The organism is Halobaculum magnesiiphilum, assembly GCF_019823105.1.
GTDB lineage: Archaea > Halobacteriota > Halobacteria > Halobacteriales > Haloferacaceae > Halobaculum > Halobaculum magnesiiphilum.
Map to the genome: position 1 here is coordinate 1 of NZ_CP081958.1, position 23166 is coordinate 23166.

A 23166-nucleotide genomic window follows, 5' to 3' on the forward strand; every position below is an offset into this window, starting at 1 on the left:
GGCATCGAACCGGGTCCCGCGGCCGCGACCGCCCACCGGGGAGATATCACGGCGGTGTCGACGCCGTCCACAATCACTATACGCGGCTCGCTCCTCCCCCCGGTAATGACCGACTGGACGGAGCGGTACCGCCCGTCGTCGCTCTCGGAGCTCCGGGGCAACGACAAGGCGGTGAAGGGGGTCCGCGAGTGGGCCGACACGTGGGACGACCACCGCGAGGCGCTCGTCCTCCACGGCTCGCCCGGGGTCGGGAAGACCTCCGCGGCGCACGCGCTGGCGGCCGACATGGGCTGGGAGACCGTCGAGTTGAACGCCTCCGATCAGCGCACCGCCGACGTGATCGAGCGGTACGCCGGCCGCGCGGCGAACAACGCCACCCTCGGCGGGTCCGCCGGCGGCGACGACACCGGCGGCCGCCAGCTCGTCATCCTCGACGAGGCCGACAACATCCACGGCAACCACGACCGCGGGGGCAAGAGCGCCGTCACCTCGCTGGTGAAGGACGCCGGCCAACCGGTGATCCTCATCGCCAACGAGTACTACGACATGAGCCGCGGGCTGCGCAACGCGACGCAGGACATCGAGTTCCGCGACGTGGGCAAGCGCTCCATCGTGCCCGTCCTCCGTGACATCTGCCGCAAGGAGGGGATCGAGTTCGACTCGGACGCGCTCGACCGCATCGCCGAGCGCAACAGCGGCGACCTCCGCGGCGCCGTCAACGACCTCCAGGCCGTCGCGGACGGGACGGACCACCTCACGCTGGAGGACGTGATCACCGGCGATCGCGACCGCTCGATGGGCGTGTTCCCGTTCCTCGACCTCGTCCTGAAGGAGACCGAGTCCGCCCGCGAGGCGCTCCAGTCCAGCTACGACGTGGACGAGACGCCCGACGACCTGACGAAGTGGATCGAGGACAACATGCTGAAGGTTTACGACGCGGCGGAGGCGACCCGCGCGTACGACCACCTCGCCGACGCCGACGTGTGGCTCGGGCGAGTGTGGGCCAGCCAGAACTACTCCTACTGGCGCTACGCCGGCGACAACCTCTCGGCGGGCGTCGCCGCCGCCCGCGACGGGACGAAGGGCGGGTGGACGCGCTGGGGCCGCCCGCAGTTCTACCACTCCACCTCGAACACGAGCGACGAGGTCGTCCGCGCCATCGCCGAGCGCGGCGGCTTCTCGATGGACACCGCCCGCCGCGCCGTGCTCCCGTACCTCCAGGCGATGACGCACCACTGCAAGCCTCGGGAGCTGACGGTCGAGATGGCCGCCGCCTACGAGTTCGAGGCGGAGCACGTCTCCTTTGTCACCGGCTCCGGGGAGACGACGAACAAGGTGCAGTCCATCGTCGAGGACGCCGAGGACCTGCGCGCCGAGCGCATGGAGGACCACTCCGGGGGCGCGTTCGCCGGGATCGCACCGAGCACGGAGGCCGAGGAGCGTGAGGACGACGACGCGGAGGGCGCGAACGAGGGCGACGACAGCCAGACGAGTCTCGCGGACGCCGGCGGATCGGCGGATTCCGGCGAGTCGGCCGAGGCGGCCGCCGGCGACATCGGCGACGACGCGGGCGACGACGCGGACGAGGACACCCGCAATGTGGACCCGGAGGCCGCCGAGGAGGACGACGGGCAGTCCGGGCTCTCGGACTTCATGTGACCCGCCCGGGGGACTGACGCGTCCGCTCCGCTGCTCGCCGGGACACACCGACTTTTGACCCCCGTCCACGAATCCCGGCACATGCAAGCGGCCGTCCTCCGCGAGTACGGCGAACCTCTCGACGTGACCGACGTACTCGAACCGGATCTCGAACCCCACGGCGTCGTCGTCGACGTGGAGGCCTGTGGCATCTGTCGCTCCGACTGGCACGCGTGGATGGGCCACGGCGAGTGGGCCGACGACCAGGTCCCCCTCGACTACGTGCTCGGTCACGAGCCCGCGGGCACCGTCGTCGCGGTCGGCGACCGCGTCGCCTCCGTCGAGGAGGGCGACCGCGTGGCCGTCCCGTTCAACCTCGGCTGCGGCGCCTGTCCCGAGTGCGTGAACGGCCACGGGAACACCTGCCTCGACGGCCGTGCGCTGGGGTTCGAGCGCGCGGCGCCGGGCGCGTTCGCCGAGCGCGTCCACCTCCTGCACGCCGACTACAACGCCATGCGCCTGCCGGAGGGCGTCGCGCCCCGGGACGTGGCGGCGCTCGGCTGCCGGTTCATGACGGCGTACCACGCGCTGGAGCACCGCGCTCACGTCGGCGCGGGGGAGTGGGTCGCCGTCCACGGCTGCGGCGGCGTCGGGCTCTCGGCGGTGCAGGTCGCCGACGCGCTCGGCGCACGTGTGATCGCCGTCGACGTTGACGACGACGCCCTCTCGCGAGCGGAGGCCGCCGGCGCCGACGAGACCGTCCGCGGCGACGCGGTCGACGTGCCGAGCGAGGTCGAGGCGATCACCGGCCGCGGTGCACACGTCTCGATGGACGCGCTCGGGCGGGCGGAGACGTGTCGCAACTCCGTCGCCTGCCTCCGCGAGCGCGGCACGCACGTGCAGGTCGGGCTGACGACCGACGCCGAGAAGGGCGAGGTGTCGCTGCCGACGGACGCGATGACGCGCTGGGAGGTCGACTTCCTCGGGTCGCGCGGGATGCCGCCGACGCGATACGACGAGCTGCTCGGGCTGCTGGAGGCCGGCGACCTCGATCCCAGCGTGCTCGTCGGCCGCGAGGTCGGACTGGACGAGGTACCGGAGCGGCTCGCCGCGATGACCGACTACGAGACCGAGGGGGTCGAGGTACTGACGTTCTGAAGAAGGGTGTCGCCGACGGCGACGGCCGTTACAGCAACTTCGACAGGAACCGCTGACCGCGCTCGGTCGTCGGCTGCTCGAAGAACTGCTCGGGCGGCGTCCGCTCGACGACCCGGCCCTCCGACATGAGGGTGATCGTGTCGGCGACCTCGCGGGCGAAGCCCATCTCGTGGGTGACGACCATCATCGTCATCCCCTCGTCGGCGAGGTCGCGCATGACCTCCAGCACCTCCCCGACCAGCTCGGGGTCGAGGGCGCTGGTGACCTCGTCGAACAGCATCACGTCGGGGTCCATCGCGAGCGCGCGGGCGATGGCGACCCGCTGTTGCTGGCCGCCGGAAAGCTCGCTCGGGTACGAGCCGGTCTGATCGCCCAGCCCGACGCGTTCGAGCAGCGTGCGTGCCTCCGCCTCCGCATCCTCGCGCTTCTCGCCCTTTACCTTGATCGGCGCGAGCGCGACGTTCTCCAGCGCCGTCTTGTGCGGGAAGAGGTTGAACGACTGGAACACCATGCCGATGCGCTGGCGGAGCTCGTTGATGTCGGCGTCCGGGTCGGTCAGGGGCACGCCGTCGAGGCGAATTTCGCCCGACTGGATCTCTTCCAGTCGGTTCGTACACCGAAGCAGCGTCGACTTCCCGGAGCCGGAGGGGCCGATGACGACGGCCACCTCCTGTTCGTCGATCTCCAGGTCGATGTCCTTCAGCACGTGCGTCTCGCCGAAGTACTTGTTCACCTGTTCGAACTCGAGCAGGGACATCAGTCCTCACCTCCGTGGGTCGCGGGGTCGGCACGGTCCTCCAGCGTCCGGATAACCTTCCCGAGCGGAACCGTGATCATGAGGTACGCGATCGCGACGAGGACGATCGGCGTCCACGCGTCGAACGTCGCGGAGTTGATCTGTCGGAACGCAGAGAGCAGTTCGGGGATCGCCAGCACCGTTAACAGCGAGGTGTCCTTCACGAGGATCACCTGGTCGTTGCCGATGGCGGCCAGCGAGTTGCGCCACGCCTGCGGGAGGATCACCTCGCGCATCGACTGGATGTAACTCATCCCAAGCGAGCGGGCCGCCTCCATCTGGCCGTCCGGGATCGACTCGATGCCCCCCCGGAGCGCCTCGCCGACGTATGCGGCGTGGTTGAGCGTCAGCCCGATGACCGCCGCGTAGTAGTTGAACCCCTGGATGGGGAACTGGCCCGGCGGCCACAACTGGGGGATGCCCAGGTAGATGACGAACAGCTGGAACAACAGCGGCGTCCCTCGGAAGAACTCGATGTAGCTCTTGGCGATCGAACTCGTCACGCGCGTCTTCGAGACGCGTGCCAACCCGACCATGACGCCCGCGATCACCGACAGTACGCTGGAGACCAGGACGATCCCGATAACGCGCAGGAACGCGAACGTGAACTGCGGGTAGATGATGTTGACTAGCAGCGCGTAGTCGACGCGGACGAACAGGATGTACGCGATGAACGCGGTGACGCCGAGCGCGAACACCGTGGTCCCGACGATACCCAGGCGACGGAACGTGCGGTCGTTGAGCTGTTCGAGGACGCCGCGGTCCCGCTCGGCCGCGCGCCCGGTGTCTGTCGCCATCGGTTACCCGGCGAAGTACTCGCTGTAGATCTCGTCGTACGTCCCGTTGTCCTTGATCGTCGCGAGCGCACCGTTGACCTCCTCGAGGAGTTCGTCGTCGTCCTCGCGGAACGCGATCCCGTAGTTTTCGACGGTGAGCGTGAGGTACGGCGGCGCCTCTTGACCGGCCTCGCTGGCCGCGCCCTCGCCCTCGACGAAGCGGACCTGCCCCTCGCCCTCGCCGTTGACGAACTCCGCACTGACGGTGTTGTCGTTGATCACGGCGTCGACCTGGTTGTTCAGCAGGGCGCTGAACGCGTCGGGGATCTGATCGTACTCGTTGATCTCGAGGTCGCCACCGAGTTCCTCCTGGAGAGACTGGGCGGCGGCGGCGCCGGTGGTCCCCTTCTGGACGCCGACGCGGACGCCCGCCATATCCTCCTGGGAAGTGATGTTGGAGTCCTCGCGCACGACGATGGTCTGGTATGCCGTGAAGTACGGGTCAGAGAAGTCGACCTCCTCATCGCGCTCGTCGTTGATCGTCATCGCGGACATGATGACGCGGAAGTTCCCGTTGTTCAACGACGGGATGATCGTGTCGAACGACGTCTGGACGAACTCGTGTTCGTAGCCGAGCTGGTCGGTGAACACCGCCTGCGCGATGTCCACGTCGAAGCCGGTCAGCTCCCCGTCGGTCGTCTCGTACTCGAACGGCCGGTACGGGATGTCCGACCCGATGGTGATCGTCTCGCTGTCGCCGCCGCCGAGGCAGCCGGTGAGCGCCAATCCGGCACCCGCGGCGCCGGCGGACTTCAGGTACGTGCGTCTGTCCATAACAGGGGTAGCTACTGCCGCCCGGCTATTAGTCCCCTTCGGTGGGTCGCGACCGCGTAAGAATTTCCGGCGACGCCTCGGCCGACCGCTCGCGGCGTCGTCGCCGGCGCGTCAGTCGTCGCGGTCGCGTCAGTCGTCGCTGCCGCGTCAGTCGTCGGTCGAGCCGTACACGGGCTCCGAGACTTCGGGTTCGACGCCGCGCAGCGCCCACGCCGCACCCGCCGTCAGCGCCACCGCGGTCGCGATCACGAGCCAGTTCACGACGCGGACGCCCGCCGAGTACACGACGAGGTCGCGACCGAGCACCATCCCGACGAACAGCAGCGCGCCCGCGGCGCCGGTCGCGACTCGTGGGATCAGCTCGTTCAGTTCGCCGAGCCAGCGCGTCGCCGCCAGCAGCGACGCGAACGCCGCCAGCGACACGGCGAAGAAGACCGCTTGTTCGACCGGGGAGTACGACGAGACCGGGTCGATCCGCGCGAGCACCCACGCGGCGAGCAGCCCGACCAGCCCGACGCCGACGGCGAGGCGGCCACGCGAGAGCGCGTCCCGGGAGAACCGCCCGTCGTACGCGAGCAGCGTCGCGTACGACAGCAGCGCGAAGATCGAGAAGCCGGTCAGGAAGTGCGCCGCGTGCACCGGCGCGGAGTAGCCGCCCGGTAGCGCGCCGTTGAGCGTGACGGTGATCGCGCCGAAGATCGCCTGCAGCGGCGTGAGCACCGTCGCGAGGGTGACCGCGAACCGACCGCGGGTCGACACGGCTCCCCGTGCGCGCCACGCCCACACCGCCGTACCGAGGATCAGGAACCCGGTGATCATCGCCCACAGCCGGTGGAACCACTCGATGAACGACGGGATCGACTGCGGGAGCACGCCCCCGTCACACAGCGGCCACTGTTGGGCACACGCCAGTCCGGAGCCGGTCGCGGCGGTGTATATCCCGAGCGAGATGAGCGTCAGCGCCATCCCGGTCGTGAACGCCGCGTACCGACGGAAGCTGAGCCAGTCGGGTCCGCGTGACATTGGCCGATACTCGGGGTCGCGGCTACTTAGAAAACGCGGTCGCCACGTCGATCCGATCGCGTCCCGACTCCGCTCGTCGGTTTCCCCGGCTCAGATCAAGCTATCGAGGTCGTCGTTCTGGAACAGCTTGTCCGCCTCGTCCTGCTCCTGTTCCTGTCGCTGTGCCTCCTCGCGGGCCTCCTTCGCCTGCTGCATGAACTCCTCCAGCCGTTCGGAGCGCTCGACGCCGCCCAACAGCACCAGCGACGCGAGCCGTTCGGAGTCGATCGGGAAGTCGCCGCCGCGGACCTGCATCGAGCCGGTCTCCTCCTCGAGCCACTTGCGGGCGCGCTCGACGCCCTTGCGCGAGATGCGTTCGGGTTTGCCGGCGACGACGAGCAACGCGGCGTCGGCCTTCGTCGCGTTCGGTAGGCTCGTTCCGGTGAGCAGCGCGTTTCGGGTGACGCTCGTGACGACGTTGACGTTCGTGTCGGCGTCGTCGTCGGCCTCGGCGCTGGCGTAGCCGAGCGCCGCGACCCCGCCCGACCGGAGCGTGTTGATCACCTCGCTGGTGTCGACGACGGACTCGCCGACGCCCTCGACTGCCTCGCCGGAGGCGAACAACAGCCCCACCCGGCGGGCGATGGACCTGTTGATGCTGTCGAACCCCTCCTCCAGGCTCTCGCCCGAGGAGTGCCACGCGTCGTTGTCGATGAGGATCGTCGCGTCGGCCTCCCGGGCCAGCGTCTTCAGCGACCGACCGGCGTTCACCTTGTACATCGCGCCCTCGCCTCGTCCGGGGAGGATCCCGAGCCCGTACACGGGAATCTCGTACACGCGGTTCAACTCCTTCGCGAGCACCGGGGCGCCGCCCGAGCCCGTGCCGCCGCCCAACCCCGCGACGACGACGATCGCCTCCGCCTCGGCGGTGATCCGGCCGTCGAGCGCCGACAGCACCTCGCCGATGTCCGACTGCATCACCTCCGCCCCCAGCTCGTTGTCGCCGCCCACGCCGTGTCCCTTCACGCGGTCCTGTCCAACGAGGACCGTATCGATCGACAGCGGCTGCAGGTCCGCCTCCGCTGTGTTGACCGCGAGCGCCCCCCGAACGGACTCGAATCCCATGTCGTGGTCGAACTCGACCAGCGAGGAGGTGACCTTGCCGCCGGCCTGGCCGACGCCGATGAGGACCGTTTTCATACACACGCAGTTGGCGCAGCCCACCGCTTGAATCTTCCCACGGTTGCGGGTGTCGGGGCGAGCCACGGCGACGTTCCTCGATCGACCCTCCGCAGTCGTCGACATTCACCGCCCCGAAGTTCAAATACGAACACGCGGCCATCCCCCGCATGTCGCGCGATATTCCGAGCGGATCCCCGCCGGACGACGAGCATCCGACGGACGCCGACGGCGGCTCCGTCCCAGGGAGAGCCGCCGTCGACGACCTCAGAACCAGGCTCGCGGCCGTCGAGCGAGCGTGCTCCGGCGACGCGGACGTCGGTCCGGCAGACCTCGGGGACGCCGCCGAAGCCACCGCGGAGCTGCAGAATGCGTCGGAGCGGATCGACGAACTGGAGGACCGCGTCGCCGAACTCGAATCGGCGACCAAGGCCCTCCGTGGCTACGTCGGGTCGATACGCGCGGTGAACGAGCGCGTCGAACGACGAGCCGACCGGGCGCTCGCGGCGTCCCGCGCGGGGCCGTCTCGGGAACGGCAGGCGACGGACCGATCGGCAGCAAAACGACCGGCAGCCGAGCGACTGCCCGGAGAGTCACCGAATGGGAGCAGACCGGTCGAAGGCGCACCGGCGAACGACGGGGAGCACCAACCGGACGATACCGGGGGAGGGGATGTGTTCGTCCCAGACGACTGGCGAGATGCGTCCGGCACCGACGGGGACGGGGTGTCCGGCGCCGACGGGAACTCCACCTACGAGGGATCCGATCGCGAAGACGCTCCCGGCGACGACGACGCGGCGCCGTTAGTCGAGCGACTGCGCGAGGCGCTGTGATCCGCGTCGTCCTCGCGGTCGTGATGGCGACGGCGCTGTGTGCGGCGTCGCTGCCGGCCGTCGAGACCGCGCGCGTCGAGCGGACGACGGCGGCGCTCGATCGCGTCCCGGAGCGGATCGACCGCGCGGCGCTGTCGACGCTCGCGGCGGAGCCGGCGCGACGCTCGGCGACCGGATCGGCGCCGACCGCGCGACGCGTCGTGTCGTTCTCCGTTCCCGGCGGCTCGCTCGCCGCCGCGCGCGTTCGAGCGCTCGCGCTTTGTTCGGGCGACGAGCTGGGGACGGCCGTGTTCGTTCACGCCGTCGGCGACGGGGCACCGTCACGAACGGCGCTGTCGGCACCGTACGATCTCCCGGCAGGCGGGATCGCGCTCGACGGGCGTCAACGCGTGTCCCTCTCGCTGGTTCCCGTCGGATCGGGGACGGACGGGCGCGAGCGCCGCATCCGGGTCCGGCTGCTCCCCTCGCCGACCGCGGACACAGGTTCAAGTACCGAAACGGGACCACCCCGGCTATGCGATCCTTCGACGGCCTCCGTGACCGCGTCGCCGGCGGGCGGAGCGCCGACGGACGCGAACCGACCGGCCGCGGAACCGACGAACGAGGCGTCGACTCGGGCGGGTCGTCCGAGGGCGGCTGTCGCTGTCTCGTCGAGTTCGACGGCGGTTCGGGTCCCGCCTCCGATTCTGGGGTCGGTTCCGGATCGAGGAGCGCCGGCGGCCCGATGAGCGGTTCGACGGTGCTTCGCGTCGACGCGTCGAGGTGTTCCGGCGGCGACCTCTCGGTGGATTCGGCGTGCAGGGCGACGGTGATCGACGCGCTCGCCGACCGCGACACCGACCTCGTTCGCGTCCGGAGCGGCGGTCTCGACAGGTTCTACGAGGGAGATGCCGCGGCGCTGTTGCTCGCCGCCGGCCGGTTCGCGGACGCGGTCGAAGGATACGATCCCGACATCGCGAGTCGCGCTCGCTCGGCTCCCGTCGCGGTCGCTCGCGAGGCGGTCGGGCGCGCCGGACCGGTCGCGCGACTCGCCGCCGAGACGGGGTTCACGGAGTGGGCCGACGGGGCTATTGGTAGGGACGACGCCGGGACGCCGCCGAAATCGCTCCCGGCGAGCGTCGCGCCGGCGGGGGCGCTGGGGCGAACGCGGCCGACGCGCCCGTCCGACGCCGTGTTTCGCGGGACGACCGACCTCCCCACGGGCGGAAGCGCGACCGTGTACGACCGCCCGGACGGACTCCCGCACTATCACCTCACGCCGGCGACGCGGGCGTTCTCGACTGACGCGCTCGACGTGTTGGCGGCCGCGACGGACGCGCTCGCGACGGGCGAGGTCTCACACGGGCCGCGGTCCCATCGACGCGCCGTCCGACATGCCGCCTCCGACCGGAGGTCTGGATCCACTGCCGCCGGGGACCCTCCCGACCCGCTCCCGACCGGGGCGCTAACCGAGGCCCTTCGCCGCCATACGCGGGGACTCGGCGTGCTGGACGAGCTGTTCGCCGACGGCCGCGTGACCGACGCGTTCCTGTCGGCGCCCGCGGCGGACGGGCCGGTCCGGGCGGTCGTCGACGGCGAGGCGATGACGACGAACGTCCGGCTGTCGGCCGCCGACATCGACGCGCTCGCGTCCAGGGTCCGTGCGGCCAGCGGCCGGGCGTTCTCCCGCGCGTCGCCGACGGCCGACGCCGCGCTCGGCGATGTCCGCGTCGCGGCGGTCACCGATCCCGCGAGCGACGGTCGGGGGTTCGCGCTCCGCCGCCGCGACGACGATCCGTGGACGCTTCCCCGGCTCGTCTCGGTCGGATCGCTTCCGCCGTGGGCCGCTGGATTGCTATCCGTCGCGGTCGAACGTGGGGCCGCGATCCTCGTCGCCGGTCCCCGAGGAGCTGGAAAGACCTCGCTGCTCGGCGCGCTGTGTCTGGAGGTTCCCGTCGACACCCGGACGGTCCTGATCGAGGACACCCCGGAGCTCCCGGTCGCGGCGATCCGCGACGCCGGCCGCGACGTGCAACCGCTTTCGGCCGGAACCGACGGCGACGACGCGCTCGCTCCGACTGAAGCCGTCCGGACGGCGCTGCGGTTCGGCGAGGGCGCGCTGGTCGTCGGCGAGGTTCGCGGGTCGGAGGCGCGGGCGCTGTACGAGGCGATGCGCGTCGGCGCCGCCGCCGACGCGGTTCTCGGAACGATCCACGGGACCGGCGGTCGGGCGGTCCGCGAGCGCGTCGTCTCCGACCTCGGCGTGCCGGCGTCGTCGTTCGCCACGACGGACCTGGTTGTCACGCTCGGCCCCGACCGCGCGCTTGCCTCGGTCGAGGAGGTGAAAGGTCCGGCGCCCGGCGATCTCACGACCCTCGTGGAGCGCGACGGCGGGGGAGGCGCCGGGGACGACTGCGGGAAGGGCGATGGCGGCGAGAACGCTCACACTGCGGCGAGGCCGACGGGGAGGATCGACCGCGGAGAGAGCCGCGTCATCGCCGATCTCGCTGGTCCGGGTGAGGCGTACGCCGACGTTCGCGAGGCGGTCCGACGCCGGGCGCGGACGATCCGAACGCTCGCGGACGCCGGCAGGACGGACACCGGCGGGATCGACGCGGCGGACGACCGATGATATCGTGGACGGCTCTCGGTCGAGGAGTCGCGCGTGCGACCGTGATCGCTTCGCGCCGGTGGCCGGAGCGGTACGTCGATCGAGTCGAACCCGACGGGAACCTCGAACGGGCGTGCGCGTTTCTCGGGCTCTCAGTCGACGCCGAACGGATCGCCACCGCGGCCGCGACTGTCGGCGTCCTCCTCGGGGCGTGTACGTTCGTCGGCGCGTTGGGGTGGTCACTTCTCGACGGCAGCGCGGGGACGGCGCTCGCCGTCCCGGTCGCCGTCGGGTTCGCGGCGACCGTCGGCTGGGTCGCGTTCTCGGGGATCCGCCGCGCGCCCGTGCTCGCAGCGGCCGTCGCCAGGACACGCGCCGTCGCGGACGCGACGACCATCACGAGTGCGCTGTCCCTGTCGCTCCGGCTCACCCCCGTCCCCGAGCGGGCGGTCCGGTTCGCCGCGGACGGCGGGGGCGGCCCACTCCATCGGAGCCTGGCCGACCACGCCGATCGCGCCGCGGTCGCCGGCGCCGGCGACGGGGGCCTCCGGGAGTTCGCCGCGGAGTGGCGCGAGTGGTTCCCGGCGCTCGACCGGTCGGTCGCGCTCCTGCTCGCTGCCGCCGACGCCGACACGGGCGGGGACCGGACCCGGCTGCTGGAGCGCGCGGTCGCGGCCGTCGAGGACGACCTGCGCGATCGGACGGCGTCGTTCGCCGGCGACCTCCGCGCGCCGGTCACCGGCCTGTACGCCTTCGGGGTGCTGCTCCCGCTCGCGCTCGTCAGTACGCTTCCGGCGGCGGTCGCAGCCGGCGTGACGATCCCGCCGTTGGCGTTCGTCGCGACGTACGACCTGGTGTTGCCCGCGGCGCTCGCGGTCACGGCCGGCCGACTGCTGCTGCGCAGGCCGGTCGCCTTGCCCGCACCGCGTGTCGACGCGACGCATCCGGACGTTCCCGACCGACGGGGAGTCGCGTTGCTCTCGGGCGCGACGGCTGCCGCAGTGGGATGGGTCGCGGCTCCGGTCGTCGCCGGCGGGTGGGCGAGTCCGGTGCTCGCCGCCGGCGCGGGCGTCGGGACCGGCCTCTGCGTCCATCTTGGCCCGCGCCGGGAGGTGCGGCGGACGATCGAGGAGCGGAACCGCGGGCTGAGCGATGCGCTCGCACTCATAGGCCGCCGTGTAGCCGACGGCGAGGCCGTCGAACGCGCGCTTCCGGCGGTCGCGGCGTCGCTGTCGGGACCGACCGCGGATGCCCTCGCGGCCGCAAGTCGCCGGATGTCGGCGCTCGGGATCCCGGTCGGCACAGCCCTCGCCGGTGAGGGCGGTCCGTTCGCTCCGGAGCGCGGGGCCGGCGGCCGAGCGGCCGCCGCGGTGGTCGCGATCGCCGCCGCGGCGACGGAGGGTCGGCCCGCCGGCGACGCGCTGGTGGCGCACGCCGACCGGCTCGACGCGCTCGCGGCCGCCGAGCGCGACGCGCGTCGGGAGCTGGCTGCCGTGACGGGGACGCTCCGCGACACCGCCGCCCTGTTCGGGCCGCTCGTCGGCGGCGCGACGGTCGCACTGGCGGGGCGGCTCGACGGACTCGAGGGGCTCGGCGGGGCCGGCGGGATCGGGTCGGGTGTCGGCGAGGTCGGGCGGGCAGCCGGCGGCGCGGTCGCCGGGGAGGCTGCCGCGCTCCCGGCGTCGCTCGTCGGACCGGTCATCGGCGTGTACGTCCTGGCGCTCGCGGCCACGCTGACCGCGTTCGCGACGGGGCTGGAGCGCGGGCTCGACGTGACGGTCGTCGGCTACCGCGTCGGGCTCGCGCTCGTCGCCGCCAGCGGCGCGTTCCTCGCCGGGCACGCCGCCGTCGCGATGCTCGTCGCGTGACCCCGCACGAGGGTTCAAATACCGGAACGGGACCACCCCGGCACATGATCGACGCACCACTCGACGTCTGGTACGCCTGGCTCGGGCTCGCCCTCGCCGGCGCGGTGACGCTGGGGGTCGTGGCCGGACTCCCGACCGCTCCGCCGCCGGACGCCGTCTCCGTCGCCGCGACCGTCGACACCGTCGCCGCCGCCGACGCGCCCGCGACGGCCCGCTACCGGATCGCCGCCGACCGCGTCAGGGTGACGACCCGCGGCGTCTCGTTGCGCTCCGACGGCGGCAGCGCGTTCGCCGGCTTCGGGACGGACGCGGTCGTCCCGGTCGAGCCCGACGGCCCGCTCGCCGGCGTCGCCCTCGGCGACAGCCCGCGCCATGCGTTCGATTCGCCCGGGGAGTTCGCCGTCGCGGTCGCGACGGCGCGTGCCGAAGGGTCGCCCACGGAGACGGACTCGGGTGGCGATTGGACCGCGGGCCGGACGCTGCACGCCCGGCACGTCTCGTGGGGGGAGACGGATGTCACGCTCGTCCTCGTCGCGTGAGCGCGCGTTCGCCGAGCCGACGGTGGCGCTTGCTGCGGTGCTCGCGCTGTCCTTCGGGATCGCCGCCTACACGGTCGTATTGGGCGGCGTCGGCGATCGACGGCCGACCGCCGAGCCGACGCTGGAACGCGTCCACGACGAGATCACGGTCGGCGGCGTCGCGGACCCGGAGCGGTTCGACCGAGCCGGCGCCGTGATCGCTCGGACGGACACTCGTGCGAACGCCACCCTGCGCGTCGCCGGGCGACGGTGGCGCGTCGGGCCCGCGGTTCCCGAGCGAGCCACGGCCGCCGCGAACCGCGCGACCGCGAGCAGACGCGTCGGCGTCGCGCTCGCACCCGGACGCGTTCGACCGGGGCGGCTCCGGGTCACGGTGTGGCGATGACCGGGTCGCTGCTCGACGTGTGTCTCGCGCTCCTCCTGATCGGCGCCGCGGCCGGAACGCTCGTCGGCGCCGACGCGGAGGCAGCCATCGCCGCCGACATCGGAGTCGCGTCGTCGCGTGCGAGCGGAACCGCCGAGACGCTCGCGTCGTCGACGGCGGCGGTCGAGTACACGCTCGCTCCCGATCGCGAGGGAACGGGAACCGACGGTGCGGCCGCATCGCCGGAGGCAACGCGGGTTGCCCACGCGACGCTGGCCGAGCATCTCGCGCGCGCAGCGGTCCGGTCGACGACGTTCGATGCCTCGGGGCGGGGTGACGACACGACACCGGCCGACGTGTCGGTGCCGTCGGCGACGGTCACGGACTACCGACGGACGGTCCGTGAGACGGTCGCCGGGGCGATCGGTCCACGGACGAGGGTGCGCGCCGTCTGGCGTCCGCTCCCGTGCGACGACCGAGGGGGCGCGGATCGAGACGGGGCGGACCGGGGCGGAGCGGATCGAGGCAGTACAGGCCGGGAGGAAGCCCATCGGATCGGCGGCGAGGTCACGGTCGGCCCTCGGCCGCCCGCGTCGGCAACTGTCCACGCCGCTCGGTTCGCCGTTCCGGTCGCCCCGTCGTCGGAACCGACTCCGAGCGACCGGGTCGACGCTGACAAGCCCTCGCGCGCCGCCGTGCGGACGGTCGCTGTGCTGTTCCCGCCCGACCGCGTCGCCGCGGCCGCCCGCGGCGACTCCGCGGCGGCCGCCGCCGTGACCGAGCGGTACCGTGCGGTTGGCGACGCCTTGGGCGTCGACGCAGTTGGCGCGCTGAAGCGCGGCGGGCCGCGCGAGGCGAACCGAGCGCTCGCGACGGCCCTCGCCGAGCGATATCCCGCGGAGCGACGCTCGACGGACGACGCCGTCGACGGGTCCGACTCGTGCGTCGGGGACCCGAACCGCGTGACCGTCGTTGTCAGGACGTGGTCGCCGTGAGCGCCCGGACCGACTCCGGCCGTTCGGTCGCCGCGACCCGCCGACTCGGCGTCGGAAGGACCGCCGTGGTGTCGTGCGATGACGGTGCCGGTAGCGGCGGCGACGGCGACAGAGGGATGGTTCCCTTCGCGCTGATCGCCGTCGTCCTCCTGCTCGGCAGCGTCGTCTACGCGAACACGCTCGCGCTCGGCGGGCCGGTCGTCGTCGACACCGCCGCCGACGACGCGCTGGATCGGGCGGAGTCGGTCGGCAGGCCGGCCGTCCGCGCAGCGGCGACAGCCGCCGCGCGGGAGGCGGCGCTGCATCCGGTGACGACGCCGGCGAACACGACCGTCGGACGCGCGCTTGACCCCGACCGGCCGTTCCGGGACGCGCTCCGGCTGCGGATCGCGCTCGCATCCGCCGAGGCGCTGGCGAACGCGCGGACCGACGCCGGCGGCGTGACCGCGACCGCGTCGCTGCCGGCGGTCGATTCGCCGAACGACGTCCGGGCCGCCATCGAGCGCGTCTCGGTCGCGCCGCTCGCGAACGGAACCGCGATGCGCGTCACCGTCCGGAACGTGACGCTTACGGCGACCCGCGGGGGCGAGGCCGTCGCGACGCGGAAGGTGAACTACAACGTCGCGATGGCGCTCCCCGTCCTCGCGATGCACGACCGAACCGTGGCCTACGAGACGCGGCTGAACCGCTCCCCGTTCGAGGGGCCGGGGCTCGGTCGGGCGCTCACGTGGCGCCTGTGGTCGGTCGCGCAGGCCCGCGGTACCGCGCAGTACCTCGGCGCTCCGATCTCCAATGTGCTCGCGTCCCGGCACGTGGAGCTGTCGACGAACGCCGCGTCCCTGCGCGCACAGGGGACAACGTACGGCCGCAGCGACCCGGCGGGACGCGCCGCGATGATCAGGGCGACCGGCCGCGTCGGGGCGCAGGATCTCCTCGTGCCGGCGATGGACAGCGGCCCCTCGTGGACCGGTCGCGTCCTCGACGCGGGCGAGACGGCGACGGCGCGGACGGACGGATCGCCGTCGACCGAACCCGCGGACGACCGCTGGGGCCCGAGCGGCGGCGCCGCCGGCGCAGACGACATCTCGGTCGGGGTGAACGCGACCGCGGATCGGGCGTTCATCGCGTTCCTCGACGACGACTCCGCAGACGGGTTCGACGCCGCGGTTCGCGGCGCGTACCGCTCCCAAGCGACGCGACGCGTCAGCGTGATCGGTGCCACACGCGCACAGCGCCCGCCGCCGTCGTCACCGGGGCCCAATTGGGCGCTCCTGTCGGAACGGGACGACCAGCGGATCGTCGTGGTCGACCGCGAGTCGCGCCGTGACGGCTCCGCGAGGTCGGTCGCCGACGAGCGACGGACGGTCGCCGTCCGACACCGGGTGACGCGACGATGGACGCGGAGCGGGTCGATACGGACGACGACGGCGACGTGGACGGATCGCTATCGCGTTCGGGTCACGCTGTCGGTCGAATACGCGCCGACGACCGGACCGGAGCGACCGACCGCCCCGACCTACGTCCGTGGCGGCCCGCTCGACGGGCCGAACCTCGCGGACGTGCCGGCGGCCGCGCGGGCGGAGTTGTTGCCGCCGGGGGCGGCGGATCGGGAAGCACGAGCCGCGATCCGCGCCCGGACGAACGAGGCCGGATTCGGACACGCGACGGCCGATCGAACGATCGTCCACGGCGACCGACCGGCCGGACTCGACGACTGGGTCTACCGGGATCTGATCGGCTTGCGTGAGCGGGTTCGGAACGTCTCCGTTCCCGTGTCGCGCTCGGCCGTCGCCGCCGGGGAGGCGAACGCCGCCCGACGGCTGGCGACGGCGATCAGGAGCCGACGGGCAACGCTTGTCGACGCGCCGGAGACGTACGACGGCGCCGCCGACCGGGCGCGTGTAGCTGCCAGGGCGGGGTACGTCGACGCCGTCCTCGCCGATCTCGACGCGCGGGCCGGCGGCTCGACCGCGCGAAACGAGGAGTATCTCGATCGGATCGGGGAGATCCGTGGCGACGCGGACGACCGAATCGACGACCTCGCCCGTGTCGCCGCCGCCGCCACAGCGCCGGAGCCGGCGCCCGCCGGACGGTGGCACGCCGGCGAGGTGACGCTCACGCCGCGCGGGACACCCGGATATCTCCCGGTGACGGCCGTCGACTCCGAGCACGTCGGTTCGCTGGCGCCCGGGGAGTCGGTCCACCCGCTGGCCGCGCGCAACACGAACCTGTTCGCCGTGCCGACCGGCGACGCCGCGGACGCCGTCACCGACGCCGCGCTTCCCGAGAAGCGCACCGCGTCGCTTCCGGAGGCAGGACGGGCGCTCGTCGCCGCGAACCGGACCGCCGCGGCGACGAACACGAGTTCGTCCCCGGACGGCGACCACGACAGCGCGCGAGCAACGCTACAACGACGGGTGACGGACGAGCTCCGTGCGGTCGACTTGCGCGCCCTTGCGGTACTCGACCGCCGGACTTCACTCTCTCGTGAAGACCGGATCGCCGCGGTTCGCGCGGCGAATCGAAGATGGTCGGCGCCGGGGGAACGAACAGCCGCGGTCGTCAACGGCTCGTACGCCACCGCGGTCGCGCGCGCCGCGACCGTCCGCGCCGGCCCCGGCGACGGCGACGAGATCGACCGGGATCGGCTGGCGCTCCGGCTGCGTGTCGAGACCGCCGACACCGCGACGAACGCCAGCGTCGACGTTCCCGAGGGGATCCGCGCCGGTACCGTGGACGAGACGCGGGCGGCGCGGCGCGCGGCGTTGCGCCGGGCGGCCAAGCGGGCCGGCTCGAACGCCACGGAACGGCTCCACAAGCGCTACGGGAAGGGAAAGCTCGGACCGGTGCTCGCCGGACTCCCGGTCGCGCCGGTCCCCGGCTACTGGTACGCGACGGTGAACGTCTGGGACGTGGAGGTCGCCGGCGCGTATCCCCGGTTCGCGGTCACCGCCCCGGTCGGCGGCCCCGACGGCGGCGACGGGCGAGTCCGCTACGTCCGCGACGGCCGGAACGTGACGGTCGACGTGGACGGCGACGGGAGTGCCGAGCGGCTCGGGCGCAGCGAGCGTGTCACCTTCCGCACGTGGACGGTGGTCGTGGTCGTCGTCCCGGCCGGCCCGTCCGGCGTCGGCGACGTGGACGGGAACGCCGACGAACGATCCGCCGGCTGGCCGTGTCCGTCGGTGCCGAACGGCAGCGGGACGGCGACAGCGACCGACGTTCCCGGCTGCCCCCGGTCGGGCGGGGAGTGACAACGGTTTTGGCGTCGGGGCAGGGAGCAGAGGTATGCTCTACGACGCCCTCGCGGAGCCGGACGGGGCGACACCGGGGGACCTGCTCGAGGCGTACGCGACCGAGCTGGCGGCGGCGCTCGACGGCGCCGACCCAGCGGCCGTGGCCGCCGAGACCGGGGTCGACGAGTCGGTCGTCGCGGCGATGGCCGCGGGCGACGCCGACGCGATCGCGGCGGTTCGGCTTGCCGACGCCGCGGCCGTCCTCGAACGCGAGGAGGGCGTTCCCGCCGACGACATCGCCTACGAGGTGCGCGATCACGTGATGATGGAGATGGTGACGGCCATCCTCGACGTGGACACGATCGCCGCCGAGATCGACGCCGACCTCACCGGTCAGGAGGTCCAGCAGGCGCTGGAGGGTCGCACGCGACTCACGCTCGGCGAGTTGGCCGAGATCCAGGCGCTCATGATCGAGCGCACGCCGTAACCTCGGGAGGCCCGAACCATGCACGTCACGATCATCGGCTGCGGCTACGTGGGCCTCGAACTCGCACGCCAACTCCTCGCCAACGGCCACGATGTCGTCGGCGTTCGCCGATCGGAGTCGGGATCGGAGGCCGTCGAGGCGACCGGCGCGACGGCCGTCGCCGCCGACGCGACGGACCCCGACTCGCTGTCGGCGCTGCCCGACACGGACGCCGTCGTGTTCGCCGCCAGCTCCGGCGGCCGCGGCGCCGACGCCGCCCGCGCGGTGTACGTCGAGGGGATCCGGAACGTGATCCGGGAGTACGGCGCCCGCGAGTCGCCGCCGGACCGTCTCGTGTACACCTCGAGTACCGGCGTGTACGGCGACCACGGCGGCGACTGGGTCGACGAGGAGACGCCGCTGGACCCGACCACCGACAAGACCCGCGTGCTCGCCGAGGCCGAGCGCGTCGCCCGCGAGGAGGCGGCCGCCGTCGGAATCGACGGCACGGCCGCTCGCTTCGCGGGGCTGTACGGTCCCGACCGCTACCGGCTGGATCGGTACCTCGACGGCCCGGTAACCGCGGGCTACCTGAACATGGTCCACCGCGACGACGCCGCCGGCGCGGTGCGGTTCCTGCTGGAGGCGGACCTCGCGCGCGATAAGGTCGTCCTCGTCGTCGACGACGAGCCCGCCGACAAGTGGGCGTTCGCCGACTGGCTGGCCGACGAGTGCGGCGTCGAACAGCCCGAGAAGCGCACGAAGGAGGAACGGATCGCGGCGGGCGACCTCTCGACGGCCGCCGAACGGCGGATCCGCACGAGCAAACGCTGCTCGAACGACCGGCTCCGGGAACTGGGATACGAGTTCAAGTATCCCACGTATCGAACCGGATACCGGGCGGCGATCGAGGCGTATCGGGGCGAGTAAGCGACTGGTACCTTCATATGTGGGGACCGAATAGCGCCGCTATGGCACAGGTGGGTACGCGGGCCATCCAGTCGGGGTGGGACGTGGTCTCCGCCAATCCGCGGCTGGTGGTCGCCGTCGCCGGCGGCGCCCTCGCGCTCGTGGCCGCGCTGGCGCTGTACCGGCGGCTCCGGCGGACGCCCGGGGAGCGCTTTCGGGCGCTGCTTGCCGGCCGCGAGTCGATCAGCGTGCTCCTCCACCCGAACCCTGACGGCGACGCGATGGCCGCCGGCATCGCCGTCGCCGAACTCGCCGAGAGCGTCGACACCGAGGTGGTCGTCCAGTACACCGGACAGGTTCGCCGCCAGGAGAACCGCGCGTTCCGGACCGTCCTCGACGTGGAGTTGGACCGGATAGATCACGTCTCGGATCTCGCCGCCGAGGCCGTCGTCCTCGTCGATCACAACGCCCCGCGGGGGTTCGCGGGCGCCGACGGCGTGCTCCCGTTCGCGGTCGTCGACCACCACCCCGGCGAGGGCGGCGGCGACGCGTACACGGACGTTCGCACCGATTACGGCGCGACCGCGAGCATCCTCGCGGAGTACTTCCGCGACACCGGCGCGACGCCGATCCCGCCGGACGCCCACGAGACGGAGGTGACCGGCGCGACGCTGTCGACGCGGACGGCGACGGGCCTGCTGTACGGCATCATCTCGGACACGAACCGGCTGACGAGGGGGGCCTCCGCGGCCGACTTCGCCGCGGCGGCCTACCTCCAGCCCGGCGTCGACGAGGACAACCTCGAACGGATCGCCGACCCGGCCGTCAGCACGGAGGCGCTGGACGTGAAGGCCCGTGCGATCGCCGGCCGCGAGGTCCGCGGCTCCTTCGCCGTCAGCGACGTGGGGCGGGTCTCCAATGTCGACGCCATCCCGCAGGCGGCCGACGAACTCGTCGGGCTGGAGGGGGTGACCGCGGTCGTCGTCCTCGGCGAGCGGGACGGAACGATCCACCTCTCGGGGCGCTCTCGCGACGACCGCGTCCACATGGGTCGTGCGCTGGAGGCCGCCGTGAGCGACGTGGACGACGCCTCCGCGGGCGGGCACGCCCGGATGGGCGGCGGCCAGCTCGGCCCGCAGGTCACGGCCGACGGGAGCGAGGAGGTCCCCGTGATCGGCCGCGAGGAACTGATCGACCGACTGTTCGACGCGATGGACGGCGAGCGGTAGCCCTTTTCTCGTTCGCCTCGCATCCACCGACATGGCAACCTCCGGCGGCACGTGGGCGTACCGCGACCGCTTCGGCGACCGCTTCGGTCGCACCTTCTTTCGCCGGTTCGGTCCCGGCGTCGTCTCCAGCGTCGGCCTCGGCACGTATCTGGGCGAGCCGACCGACGCGGTCGACGACCGCTACCGCGAGGCGCTGGGTACGGGACTGGAAACCGGTGTCAACCTCGTCGACACCGCGAGCAACTACCGCTGCGGTCGCTCCGAGCGGGTCGTCGGCGACGCCCTCCAGGAGTCGTCGGTCGACCGCGACCGCGTCGTCGTCGCGAGCAAGGCCGGGTTCCTCCCCTTCGACGGCGAACGGCCGGACGACCCGAGCGCGTACGTCCGCGAACGGTTCGTCGACGCCGGCCTCGTCGACCCCGCGGACCTGGCGCGGGGGAGCCACTGCATCGCCCCCGGGTTCCTCGACGAGATGCTGGACCGGTCGCTCGACGCCCTCGGCGTCGACACGATCGACTGTTACTACGTCCACAACCCCGAGACGCAACTGGCCGTCCGGGACCGCGACGCCGTGTACGACCAGCTCGGCGCCGCGTTCGAGACGCTGGAGCGCCGCCGCGCCGCCGGCGACATCGGCGGCTACGGCGTCGCGACGTGGGAGGCGCTTCGGGTCCCCCGCGGTCACGACGCGTTCCTCGACCTCGCCGAGATACTCGCGCGGGCGGAGGCCGCCGCCGACCGTGTGGGGGTCGACGACCACGGCCTCCGGGCGGTACAGCTCCCGTTCAACGTGCGGATGGCCGACGCGTTCACCCGCGAGCGCCACGACGCCGACGCCGAGGGCGGACCGGTGAGCGCGCTGGAGTTCTGCCACCGCGAGGGGCTGTCGGTGTTCGCCAGTGCCAGCCTCGGACAGGGCGACCTGACGAAGGAGGGATCGATCCCAGAATCCGTCGAAGCGCAGTTAGCCGGGGACTCGCCGGCCCAGCGGGCGCTGAACTTCGCGCGCTCCGCGCCCGCGGTGACCGCGGCGCTGGTCGGCTGCAGTCGGGTCGAACACGTCCGCGAGAGCGTCGCCGCGGGGACGTTCGACCCGTTGGGTGCGTCCGCGTTCGACTCGGTGTTCCAGTGAACGGGCGAGAAACGGGGTCGGGACGAAATCGGAACCCTGGACGGGGTCGTGAACCACGGGAAGGCGAAGAACGGATTCGCGGAGGGGCGGGTCGATCGTCGCGTTCGGGGAGGGGGGCCGCGATCAGCGCAGCTCCTTCCACTCGCGGTCGCAGTCCGGACAGGTTCGAACGGAGTACACTTCCTCCGGCGGGTTCTCCTTCGCGAGCGACGTGCCGCACTCGGCACACAGCAGCCGCTCGTAGTTGTCCTTCTCCAGCTCACCCTCGCGGAGCCCCTTCCGTGTAGATTTCACGTGGGTGCGTTGACGCGGGGGCGTGAAAAACACGGCGTTGCACACGACTCCCGCTCGACGCGTGCGAGTCACACGCACGACGACGGCGAGTCGGAAGGCTTGAGCCCCGAGGCTCGAAGAGTTCGACCGTGTCACGGGGACGGCTGTTCGGAACGCTCTGCGGGGCGGTGTTCCTCGTCAACATGGCGAGGGTCGTGTTCGCGCCGCTGCTGTCGGAGTTCATCGACACCTTCGGGATCGGCGAGGCGACCGCGGGGCTGCTCGTCACGCTCGTGTGGGTCGGCAGCGCCGCCCCCCGGCTCCCGGTCGGCTGGGTGCTGACCCGCGTCCCCCGTCACTACGTCGTCCTCGCGGCCGGCGTCGTGCTCACGCTGGCGTCGACGTTCGCGACGCTGGCCCCGGGTATCGACGTGTTGATGATCGCCGCTGTCGGCATGGGGCTCGCCTCGGGCGTGTACTTCATCGCGGGCAACACGCTCGTCTCCGAGCTGTTCCCCGAGACCGTGGGACGGGTGATGGGTATCCACGGCACCGCGAGCCAGCTTGCTGCCGTCTCGGCCGCGCCGTTCGTCACCGTCGCGCTCGGCCTCGGGATCGAGGCGGTCGCGGGGTGGCGGGCGGTATTCGCCGCCCTCGCGGTCGCCGCCGCGCTCCTCACGGCGCTGGTGTTTCTCACCGCCCGCGGCGCCGAGCTCCCCGAGGCCGGCGCCGAGGACCGCGACCTCCTGGGCGCGGCCCGAACCGAGTGGCGGACAATCCTCACGGGGGTGCTCATCCTCGGCGTCGCGGGCTTCGTCTGGCAGGGCGTGTTCAACTTCTACGAGCTGTACATGCTGGACAAGGGGCTCTCGCCGTACGTCGCCCGCAACGCGCTCACCGTCGTCTTCGGCGCCGGCGTCCCCGCGTTCCTGATCTCCGGCCGGCTCGCCGACCGCCTGCCGCACGTCCCGTACCTGTTGGGCGTGCTCGCGGCGTTCATCGCCTGTCTGTTCGCGCTGGTGTCCGTCTCCGGGCTCGTTCCCCTGCTCGTCGTCTCGGCGGTCACCGGCTACGTCATCCACTCGTTGTTTCCGGCGATGGACACCTACCTGCTCGACACGCTGCCGGACACGACCCGCGGCTCCGCGTACGCCGTCTACTCGGCGTCGATGATGATCGTCCAGGCGGCCGGCTCCTCGGTCGTGGGCACCCTTCGCGGCGCCGGCTTCGCGTACGACGCGGTGTTCGGGGCCGCCGCCGCGGGTCTCGTAGTCCTGCTCCTCGGGATGATGATCGCACAGCGAGCGTCGTGGCTGCCGGAGTAGGGGTCCGAGTCACCCCTGTCCCGG

Annotated in this window: 21 protein-coding genes; 15 read left to right on the forward strand and 6 right to left on the reverse strand. The window is 72.4% G+C overall.

Annotated features, from left to right (window positions below):
• The first annotated feature begins 105 nt into the window (after nt 1-105).
• Both K6T50_RS00005 and K6T50_RS00010 read left to right on the forward strand, forming a co-directional pair.
• Complete coding sequence (locus K6T50_RS00005; protein WP_222607412.1) at nt 106-1659, forward strand: replication factor C large subunit; 1554 nt, start codon at nt 106-108, stop codon at nt 1657-1659.
• Nucleotides 1660-1740: 81 nt separating this feature from the next.
• Entirely contained in the window at nt 1741-2796 is a 1056-nt protein-coding gene (locus tag K6T50_RS00010; RefSeq protein WP_222607413.1) for a zinc-dependent alcohol dehydrogenase family protein, read from the forward strand.
• 28 nt (nt 2797-2824) lie between these two features.
• Here the strand turns inward: K6T50_RS00010 and K6T50_RS00015 are convergent, their stop codons facing one another.
• From K6T50_RS00015 to K6T50_RS00035, 5 genes are all read right to left on the reverse strand, one after another.
• On the reverse strand, nt 2825-3553 hold the full coding sequence (locus tag K6T50_RS00015) for an amino acid ABC transporter ATP-binding protein (RefSeq protein WP_222607414.1): 729 nt from the start codon (nt 3551-3553) through the stop codon (nt 2825-2827).
• Nucleotides 3553-4389 carry an amino acid ABC transporter permease gene (locus K6T50_RS00020; protein ID WP_222607415.1) on the reverse strand — a complete coding sequence of 279 codons (837 nt, stop codon included), beginning with the start codon at nt 4387-4389 and terminating at the stop codon, nt 3553-3555. The genes K6T50_RS00015 and K6T50_RS00020 overlap by 1 nt, the downstream gene beginning before the upstream one ends.
• 3 nt (nt 4390-4392) lie before the next feature.
• Entirely contained in the window at nt 4393-5202 is an 810-nt protein-coding gene (locus K6T50_RS00025; protein WP_222607416.1) for a basic amino acid ABC transporter substrate-binding protein, read from the reverse strand.
• 147 nt (nt 5203-5349) lie between these two features.
• The gene (locus tag K6T50_RS00030) at nt 5350-6225 is read right to left on the reverse strand and encodes a COX15/CtaA family protein (protein ID WP_222607417.1); all 876 of its coding nucleotides are present in this window, start codon (nt 6223-6225) and stop codon (nt 5350-5352) included.
• A gap of 90 nt (nt 6226-6315) precedes the next feature.
• On the reverse strand, nt 6316-7404 hold the full coding sequence (locus K6T50_RS00035) for a tubulin/FtsZ family protein (RefSeq protein ID WP_222607418.1): 1089 nt from the start codon (nt 7402-7404) through the stop codon (nt 6316-6318).
• 149 nt (nt 7405-7553) lie between these two features.
• Here K6T50_RS00035 and K6T50_RS00040 point away from each other — a divergent pair, with 149 nt between their 5' ends.
• The 12 genes from K6T50_RS00040 to K6T50_RS00095 are packed head-to-tail and all read left to right on the forward strand — an operon-like array spanning nt 7554 to nt 21544.
• Nucleotides 7554-8216 (forward strand): DUF7310 family coiled-coil domain-containing protein, encoded by a 663-nt coding sequence (locus K6T50_RS00040; protein ID WP_222607419.1) that lies wholly within the window; start codon nt 7554-7556, stop codon nt 8214-8216.
• Entirely contained in the window at nt 8213-8944 is a 732-nt protein-coding gene (locus K6T50_RS00045; protein ID WP_222608950.1) for a DUF7311 family protein, read from the forward strand. Before K6T50_RS00040 ends, K6T50_RS00045 begins: the two co-directional genes overlap by 4 nt.
• Nucleotides 8941-10827, forward strand: a complete 1887-nt coding sequence (locus K6T50_RS00050) for an ATPase, T2SS/T4P/T4SS family (protein ID WP_222607420.1) — start codon at nt 8941-8943, stop codon at nt 10825-10827. Before K6T50_RS00045 ends, K6T50_RS00050 begins: the two co-directional genes overlap by 4 nt.
• A gap of 41 nt (nt 10828-10868) precedes the next feature.
• Nucleotides 10869-12674 (forward strand): type II secretion system protein, encoded by a 1806-nt coding sequence (locus tag K6T50_RS00055; protein WP_222607421.1) that lies wholly within the window; start codon nt 10869-10871, stop codon nt 12672-12674.
• A 44-nt stretch (nt 12675-12718) separates the two neighbouring features.
• Complete coding sequence (locus K6T50_RS00060; RefSeq protein WP_222607422.1) at nt 12719-13213, forward strand: DUF7283 family protein; 495 nt, start codon at nt 12719-12721, stop codon at nt 13211-13213.
• A complete protein-coding gene (locus K6T50_RS00065) occupies nt 13188-13598 on the forward strand; it encodes a DUF7285 family protein (RefSeq protein WP_222607423.1) in 411 nt (136 codons plus the stop codon). Before K6T50_RS00060 ends, K6T50_RS00065 begins: the two co-directional genes overlap by 26 nt.
• Entirely contained in the window at nt 13595-14572 is a 978-nt protein-coding gene (locus K6T50_RS00070; RefSeq protein WP_425601408.1) for a DUF7284 family protein, read from the forward strand. The genes K6T50_RS00065 and K6T50_RS00070 overlap by 4 nt, the downstream gene beginning before the upstream one ends.
• Entirely contained in the window at nt 14569-17826 is a 3258-nt protein-coding gene (locus K6T50_RS00075) for a DUF7286 family protein (RefSeq protein ID WP_222607425.1), read from the forward strand. Before K6T50_RS00070 ends, K6T50_RS00075 begins: the two co-directional genes overlap by 4 nt.
• A 34-nt stretch (nt 17827-17860) precedes the next feature.
• The gene (locus tag K6T50_RS00080; protein WP_222607426.1) at nt 17861-18295 is read left to right on the forward strand and encodes a DUF5791 family protein; all 435 of its coding nucleotides are present in this window, start codon (nt 17861-17863) and stop codon (nt 18293-18295) included.
• Nucleotides 18296-18313: 18 nt separating this feature from the next.
• Entirely contained in the window at nt 18314-19204 is an 891-nt protein-coding gene (locus K6T50_RS00085) for an SDR family oxidoreductase (RefSeq protein WP_222607427.1), read from the forward strand.
• Between the two features lie 17 nt (nt 19205-19221).
• Nucleotides 19222-20412, forward strand: coding sequence for a DHH family phosphoesterase (locus tag K6T50_RS00090; protein ID WP_425601389.1), 1191 nt, complete (start codon nt 19222-19224; stop codon nt 20410-20412).
• Between the two features lie 31 nt (nt 20413-20443).
• Nucleotides 20444-21544, forward strand: coding sequence for an aldo/keto reductase (locus K6T50_RS00095; protein WP_222607429.1), 1101 nt, complete (start codon nt 20444-20446; stop codon nt 21542-21544).
• A gap of 123 nt (nt 21545-21667) precedes the next feature.
• Here the strand turns inward: K6T50_RS00095 and K6T50_RS00100 are convergent, their stop codons facing one another.
• On the reverse strand, nt 21668-21838 hold the full coding sequence (locus K6T50_RS00100; protein WP_222607430.1) for an HVO_0758 family zinc finger protein: 171 nt from the start codon (nt 21836-21838) through the stop codon (nt 21668-21670).
• A gap of 128 nt (nt 21839-21966) precedes the next feature.
• Here K6T50_RS00100 and K6T50_RS00105 point away from each other — a divergent pair, with 128 nt between their 5' ends.
• Complete coding sequence (locus tag K6T50_RS00105; protein WP_222607431.1) at nt 21967-23142, forward strand: MFS transporter; 1176 nt, start codon at nt 21967-21969, stop codon at nt 23140-23142.
• Nucleotides 23143-23166 lie beyond the last annotated feature (24 nt).